Here is a 6,665-nt window from a genome sequence, read left to right on the forward strand (position 1 = left end):
CTTCTGCTTGGCGGTTGATCCGGCTGCAGACGGATACGTGCGCCGCATTTTTGGCTGGCGCGACTACTGCATCGCTGACGATCCGCATCACTTTTCAGTGCAGTTGCAGCGGGATTATGTAAGGCTGGCCGCCGAGTGACTGCTGTGCCATCATCTGAATACACCCGTCCTTTTCGTCAACTCTTCACCATGATCCAACGACCTTTTGTCCAATCTAGTGCAGCCATACCTCGTGTCCGACAGGTGCGCTATGGTTGATCGAGATCCCGTTCGCGTTGGCGTCCTCTTCTCCAAGACTGGCGTTACCTCCAGCATCGGCCTTTCGCAGTTACTCGGTGCGCTGCTTGCTATCGACGAGATCAACGAGGCCGGCGGCATTCACGGTCGCGAGTTGGTTCCCGTTCAGTACGACCCACAGTCCAACCCGTTGCGCTACGCACAACTGACCGAACAGCTGATCCTGCAGGACAAGGTCAACGTCATTTTTGGCTGCTACATGTCGAGCAGCCGCAAGGCGGTTATTCCCATCATTGAAAAGTGGAACAAACTGCTGTTTTACCCCACGCTTTACGAAGGCTTCGAGTATTCGGCAAACGTGATTTACACCGGTGCGGCACCCAATCAAAACAGTGTTCAGCTTGCCGAGTTCATGACGGAAAACTTTGGCGCACGGGTCTACCTCATTGGTTCGGACTACATCTACCCTTATGAATCCAACCGGATCATGGGAGAGTTGGTAATGCAGCGCCAAGGAAGTGAAAAGCTTGCGGAGCGCTACGTTGCTCTGGACGCGACAGAGAAGGAATACGCGCAGATCATGGTTGACATCCGCAACAAGCGGCCAGACTTCATTTTTTCTACTGTAGTGGGAGACTCCACAGCTGCGCTTTACCGCGCCTACGCCGATGCCGGATTCGACCCCAAGGTCATGCCTATCGGAAGCCTGACGACCTCGGAGGCGGAGGTCGCACAGATGGAGGTAGGGCTTGCCACCGGACACTACACCTCTGCCCCATATTTCCAGTCTATCGACTCTGCCGCGAATCACCGCTGCCTAGATAGCCTACGTCGTCGCTTTGGTGAATGCTGCGTACCCAATCTCTGCTGGGAAGCCTCGTATTTCCAGATGCATATCTTTGCGAACGCGATGCGCCAGTCCGGCAGCGACGAAATCGGAGAACTGTTGCCTCAAGTATTGGGCAGTGAGTTCGATGCACCGCAGGGCCGTGTGCGTATTGATCCTACTAACCATCACACCTGCCTCTACCCTCGCATTGGAAGACTCAACGCCGAAGGGCAGTTCACCATCGTTCGCCGCGCCCGAAGGTCGGTATATCCGGACCCTTATCTCGTCACCCATTCACTGGGTGACTGGGCCGCCCACCTGGACAAGCTGGACTAGCGATGGATGAACGCAAGGAGCACCGGCCATCGTTGCGCGCCACTCCGCAGCAACTGAAGGAGCTTCGTACGCTGACCGTGGCGGTCATTCATCCCGACGACTCTGATGGGCGACAACTTACCCAGCAACTTCAGCGAATCGGCTGTAGGGTGAGGGCCGTTTGGCCACCCGTGCAGTCCATTGATCGAGATGTCGATGTCGCTTTTGTGGCCGTACGGCCTGAAATTCTTAGTCTAAACATGGACTGGAGCCGCGATGAAGATGCTCCAACGATCATCGCGGTTGTGAACTATGAAAATCCCACCATCGTAGAGGTGGTTCTTGGCTTGGACGCCAAGGCTATTCTGCCTTCCCCGGTGAGATCGTTCGGACTACTCTCCACGCTGGTCCTTGCCCGCGAGAGTCACAAAGTCAATCGCGCGCTCGTTCGGCGCCTGAAGAAAGTTGAGGCCAAATTGCTTGGGGTTCGGCACGTTGCAGACGCCAAAGCCATACTGATGAAGGCCCACCAAATTTCCGAGACCGAGGCCTACGATCTCATACGCGATCAAGCAATGACCAAGCGCACGACCACTGAGGACGTGGCCATGGCGATCGTCGAGGCCCACGAACTGCTTTCAATTTCTCTTCCGCTGCGTCCGCCCCGCACTGAATAGACTGGATTACCCGCTGCTTCCGTGGACACAAAGCATGATGTGCCTTCGGAGCCGGGTCAACGTCAAACTTGGTACCACCAACAGGAATCGAACCTGTATCTAGCGCTTAGGAGGCGCTCGTTCTATCCATTGAACTATGGCGGCGCGAAGGAGCCCGCATTGTACGGTGGCCTCTTGGGGCGAGGGCCGGGTTCAAGCGGTGGTGCGGCTCCACAGACGGATGTGGCGGGGCACGTGTTCACCCAGGAAGTCGAGAAAACTGCGCACGGCGGGTGTGAGGCCGCGGCGCGAGGCGAACACCGCGTGCACCACGCCGCGCGGATGGGTCCAGTCGGGCAGCAGCTGCACCAGCCGGCCCTCGCGCAGGTCGTCTTCACACATGTAACTGGGCAGCCAGCACATGCCGGTGCCGGCGCGCGCGGCGAAGTGCAGGGTGAGCAGGTCGTCGGCCACGTAGCGCGGGCGGTGCTGCACGGTGTGCTGGCGCCCGTCGGGGCCGGTCAGGTGGATGTTGGCGTAGCCGTCGGTGCTGGACATGGCGATGCTGTCGAGCCGGCTCAGGTCTTCGAGCGTGGTGGGCGTGCCCTGGCGGGCCAGCAGCTCGGGGCTGGCTACCAGCACCGGCGCGTCGTCGCCCAGCCGCTTTACCACCAGGCTGCCGCTGTCTTCGAGTGTGGCGCGCACGCGCAAGGCCACGTCCACACCATCTTCCACCAGGTTGACGACGCGGTTGCTCACCTGCATGTCCACGCGCACCAGCGGGTGGCGGGCCAGAAAGAGCGGCATCAGTTCGCCGAGCAGGCTTTGGGCCAGCGTGACCGGGCAGACCACGCGCAGGGTGCCGCGTGGCTCGGTTTGCACCTGGGCCACGGCGTCGGCGGCGGCCTGGGCCGATTCGCGCAGCGCCTGGCAGTGGCGCAGATAGGTTTCGCCCACGCTGGTCAGCGAGAGTTTGCGCGTGGTGCGCTGCAAGAGGCGCACGCCCAGTTGCGCTTCCAGCTCGGCCACGCGGCGCGACAGGCGCGACTTGGGCACACCGAGCGCCCGGCCGGCGGGCGCAAAGCCGCCGCGTTCCGCCACCTCGGCGAAGAACAGCATGTCGTTCAGGTCTTGCATGGCTGGGTTGGTCTACGTTGGTCGATCAATTGTCCTGATTATGGGACGATGTTTCCCAAATAGCCTGTCTTATCAGAAATTGGTATTGAAATCACAATCTATAAACGGCCACCCCGCGTGGCTTCCCGTTCCCTCAGGAGATTTTCATGCAGCTGCTGCACATCGATTCCTCGATCACCGGCGACCAGTCGGTGTCCCGTCAACTCACCGCCCGCGCCGTGGCCGACTGGGTGGCCGCCCACCCCGGCACGCAGGTGCAGCACCTCGACCTGGCCGCCAACGCACCGGCCCACCTGAGCGCCGACGCGCTGGGTTTCCGCACCGGCCAGGCCGCTTCCACCGAAGTGCAGCGCCAGGAAAACGCCTTGTCAGAAGCGCTGGTGAGCCAGTTCCTGGCGGCCGACGTGCTGGTGATCGGTGCGCCGCTGTACAACTTCACGGTGCCGACCCAGCTCAAGGCCTGGATCGACCGCGTGGCCCAGGTCGGCCGCACCTTCAAGTACACCGAAAAAGGCCCGGTGGGCCTGGCCGGCGGCAAAACGGTGATCGTGGTGCTGACCCGTGGCGGTGTGTATTCCAAGAGCGACGCCGGCCGCGCCCTGGAGCACCAGGAGTCCTACCTGCAGGCGCTGTTCGGCTTCTTCGGCATCACCGACCTGCGCTTTGTGCGGGCCGAAGGCGTGGCCATGGGCCCTGACGCCAAAACGGCGGCTCTGGCCACGGCCGAGAGCGAGATCCGCACCCAGGTCGCGCTGGCCGCCTGATGGCCGGTCCACGTTGGCGAGTCGGTCGTGCCGGTTCGCCAACGTGATTATTTGTTGAGGAACCGGCCCGGCTCCTTCAGTCGTAGCGCAGCGTGAAGATCAGGTCGATGGCGTTTTCTTCGCCGGCGCGGGCCCGCACCGTCAGGCGGCGCGACACGTCGTAGAACATGGACACCGTGCCCACGGTGCCGGCCAGGCTGCGCTCGTAACTCAGATACAGCTTGCTCGACAGCTGCTTGCCCAAGGTGAGGGCGGCGGCCGTGGTGCTGCCGTCGGCGTTGGTGCCTTCGCCGCGCACACCGAGTTCGTCCAGACCAAAGGCCTGCGCAAAGCCACCGTCGAGCTGACCGCCGTTGCGGGCCAGCAGCGCCAGGGCGGCTTGTTGCAGCACGGCGGCTTCGGCACCGGCGCCGGTGGCCGGGCGGCCCAGTACCAGCCAGGCGAGTTTTTCGCTGTCGGGCAGTTCGGGGTCGGAGAACAGGCGCACGCGCGGCGCTTGCGCGCTGCCGCTGATTTGTACCCCCACGCGCTGGCTGGCGTCGCCGATTTGCGGGCGCACGGCCGCGATGTCGAGCGTCGGGTTGTCGTACGGACCGGTGAAGCGCAGCACGCCGGTTTCGATGGTGAGCTGCTGGCCGTAGGCGCGGTAGGTGCCGCTGACCGTGCGCACCTCGCCCAGCACGCGCGGCGTGGGTGCCGTGGGCGTGCTGCGCACCGTGAGCTGGCCACTCAAGCGGGTCTTGAGTCCGCGCCCGCGCACCTCGAATTGTTGCCCCAGGTCGAGCTGGACTTGCACGTCCGGCTCGATCGGCACGCCGGTGGCCGTGCCTTGTGGCAGGCTGCGCCCGCCGCGCACCACCACGTCGTCTCCCAGGGTGGGGGCGAGTTCGTCGGGCAGGATGAAGAGCGCCGAGTCGGCGCTGAGCTGGCCGCGGATTTGCAGCCGCGGGCCCGCGAGCTGTGCCTTCACCTGGCCAGAAAGGGTGAGGCGCCGGTCGGGCCGGCTGGACACGCGCAGCTGCCGGGTGTCGACCGTGAGGTCGATCAAGGGTTCGCGTGGCGCGCCCGGGCTGGGCGCGCGCCACTGGGCCTGACCCTGGGCTTGCAGCGTGCCACCGGCGGCGCTGCCACCGGGGCCTTCCAGCACCAGCCGTTCGATGGTGATGCGCTCGTCTTCCAGCGTGGCGCGCAGCTGGCCGTTGGCAAATTCGAAACCGTCGAGCACCGAGCGCAGCGCCAGTTGTTCGGCCTGCAGGCTGCCGCGCCACTTGGGTGCGCCCCGGGTGCCGCTGATGCTGGCTTCGGCCTGCAGGGTGCCGCGCATGCGCCAGCCCGGCGGCGCCAGCGCCGACCACACGCCGACCTGGGGCAGGGCGGCTTTGAAGCTGCCGTTGAGCGGGGCGCTGGCGGGCCACCAGTGGTCGAGCGCAGAAACGTTCGGTGCGGGCTTGCCGGGGGCGGCGAGTTCGGTGCCCACGTCCGCGCTGGCCTGTCCCAGGCGCTCGCTGTCCCAGCGCAGGCTGGCCTTGATCTGGCGGCCTTGCGCGCTCAGGTTCAGGCGCGCTTCGCGCACGCCGGCTTGCAGCAATTGGCCAGTGCTCCCGGCGGCCGATCCCGCATCGCCCTGGCCCGCGCCGGTGCGCACCGAAAGATCGCCACTGCTGCGCTGCAGTTGTGCGTTCAGGCGCAGCGGCTCGGCGCCACCGGTTTGCGCGGGCAAGAACAAATCCCATTCGCCGTCGAACACGATGTCGCCAGCGACACCGGCCTGCGCCATGGGGCCGGCGGCGTTGGCGCCGGTGGCGGCCAGCGCGTCGATCCACGACAGCGGCAAGCCGCGCAGCCGCCCACGGGTTTGCAGGCTTTGTGCTTGCCAGCGCACGCTGTCCCAGGCCAGGCTCAGGGGTTGGCGCGCGGCGGTTTTGCTGGCGGCCGTGCGGGTGCCGGTGGCGGAGAACGTGGGCAGCACCTGCAGCTGGCCGGGCCCGGCTTGCAGGGCCCAACCGGTGGCGGTGTTCAGCCAGCCGAGCCACAGCGGGGCCTCGCTGCGAACCGACCAGTCCACGACCCGGTCCGGGCGGCTGCCGTCCTGGGCCTGGATTTGCAGGCTGCCGATGTCCAGGCGGCTCTCGGCCTGGCGCTGCGCGGCCGTGGCGGGCAAGGCATTTGTCAGCCGCGCCTGGGTCTGGATCTCGCCGCGCCAGGTGGCGAAGCTGCCTTGGCCTTGCAGGGCAATGGCCAGATCGGCCAGGCTGCCGTCGACCTTAAGCCGCAAGCCGCGCACCGACCAGGCCGTGGGCGGGCTGCTGCCCGGCGCAGCCGTAGCCGTGCCGGTGGCCGCTGCCGGTGTGGTGGGGGTGGCGCTGACGGGGGTAGGCGTGAGGCCGCTGGCTTCGAGGCGCGGCACATCGAGCGCCACTTGCAGGCGCAAGGCGGCGGGCGCCTTGTTGGCAGCGGCGGCTGCGGGCGCGGGAAAGCCGATTTCCGCCAGCCCGCCCTGCCATTGCAGACCCAGGCTGGCCTGACCGCTGGCTTGCAGGTTTTGCAAAGCGGGCTGTGTTTGCAACTGGCGCGCAATGGCCGGGCCCACCACGGGCAGGGTTTGCAGGCGCCGCGCCCAGGCCAGCACCTGGGCCGCGTTGTCGATGTTCAGCGACAGATCGCCACGGCCTTGGGCGTACCCGATGTCGCCGTCCAGCTGGCCCCTGGCGCCGGGCAGGCTGAGCC

At 65.5% G+C, this 6,665-nt stretch carries 5 protein-coding genes and 1 tRNA gene; 3 read left to right on the plus strand and 3 right to left on the minus strand.

Going from position 1 to position 6,665, the window contains the following annotated elements:
• Positions 1 to 250: 250 nt before the first annotated feature.
• A complete protein-coding gene (locus ABYB95_RS14240; protein WP_372659227.1) occupies positions 251 to 1,402 on the plus strand; it encodes a transporter substrate-binding domain-containing protein in 1,152 nt (383 codons plus the stop codon).
• Between the two features lie 2 nt (positions 1,403 to 1,404).
• Positions 1,405 to 2,058 carry an ANTAR domain-containing response regulator gene (locus ABYB95_RS14245; protein ID WP_372659228.1) on the plus strand — a complete coding sequence of 218 codons (654 nt, stop codon included), beginning with the start codon at positions 1,405 to 1,407 and terminating at the stop codon, positions 2,056 to 2,058.
• A gap of 69 nt (positions 2,059 to 2,127) precedes the next feature.
• Here the strand turns inward: ABYB95_RS14245 and ABYB95_RS14250 are convergent.
• Together ABYB95_RS14250 and ABYB95_RS14255 are read right to left on the minus strand one after the other, a co-directional pair.
• Positions 2,128 to 2,202 (minus strand) — tRNA-Arg (locus tag ABYB95_RS14250).
• Positions 2,203 to 2,250: 48 nt separating this feature from the next.
• Positions 2,251 to 3,174 (minus strand): LysR family transcriptional regulator, encoded by a 924-nt coding sequence (locus tag ABYB95_RS14255; protein WP_372659229.1) that lies wholly within the window; start codon positions 3,172 to 3,174, stop codon positions 2,251 to 2,253.
• A gap of 146 nt (positions 3,175 to 3,320) precedes the next feature.
• On the opposite strand from ABYB95_RS14255, the gene ABYB95_RS14260 reads away from it, so the two are divergent.
• Entirely contained in the window at positions 3,321 to 3,938 is a 618-nt protein-coding gene (locus tag ABYB95_RS14260) for an FMN-dependent NADH-azoreductase (protein WP_372659230.1), read from the plus strand.
• Between the two features lie 76 nt (positions 3,939 to 4,014).
• On the opposite strand, the gene ABYB95_RS14265 is transcribed toward ABYB95_RS14260, so the two are convergent.
• On the minus strand, positions 4,015 to 6,665 hold a 2,651-nt coding region (locus ABYB95_RS14265), incomplete at its 5' end, for a translocation/assembly module TamB domain-containing protein (RefSeq protein WP_372659231.1).

It is taken from the genome of Hydrogenophaga sp. (assembly GCF_041633695.1).
In the GTDB taxonomy this organism is placed as follows: domain Bacteria; phylum Pseudomonadota; class Gammaproteobacteria; order Burkholderiales; family Burkholderiaceae_C; genus Hydrogenophaga.

Excerpts from the sequence above, each read along its gene's own strand:
- ABYB95_RS14240 (WP_372659227.1), top strand. The coding sequence starts at position 251 with ATGGTTGATCGAGATCCCGTTCGCGTTGGCGTCCTCTTCTCCAAGACT.
- ABYB95_RS14245 (WP_372659228.1), top strand. The coding sequence starts at position 1,405 with ATGGATGAACGCAAGGAGCACCGGCCATCGTTGCGCGCCACTCCGCAG.
- ABYB95_RS14255 (WP_372659229.1), bottom strand. The coding sequence starts at position 3,174 with ATGCAAGACCTGAACGACATGCTGTTCTTCGCCGAGGTGGCGGAACGC.
- ABYB95_RS14260 (WP_372659230.1), top strand. The coding sequence starts at position 3,321 with ATGCAGCTGCTGCACATCGATTCCTCGATCACCGGCGACCAGTCGGTG.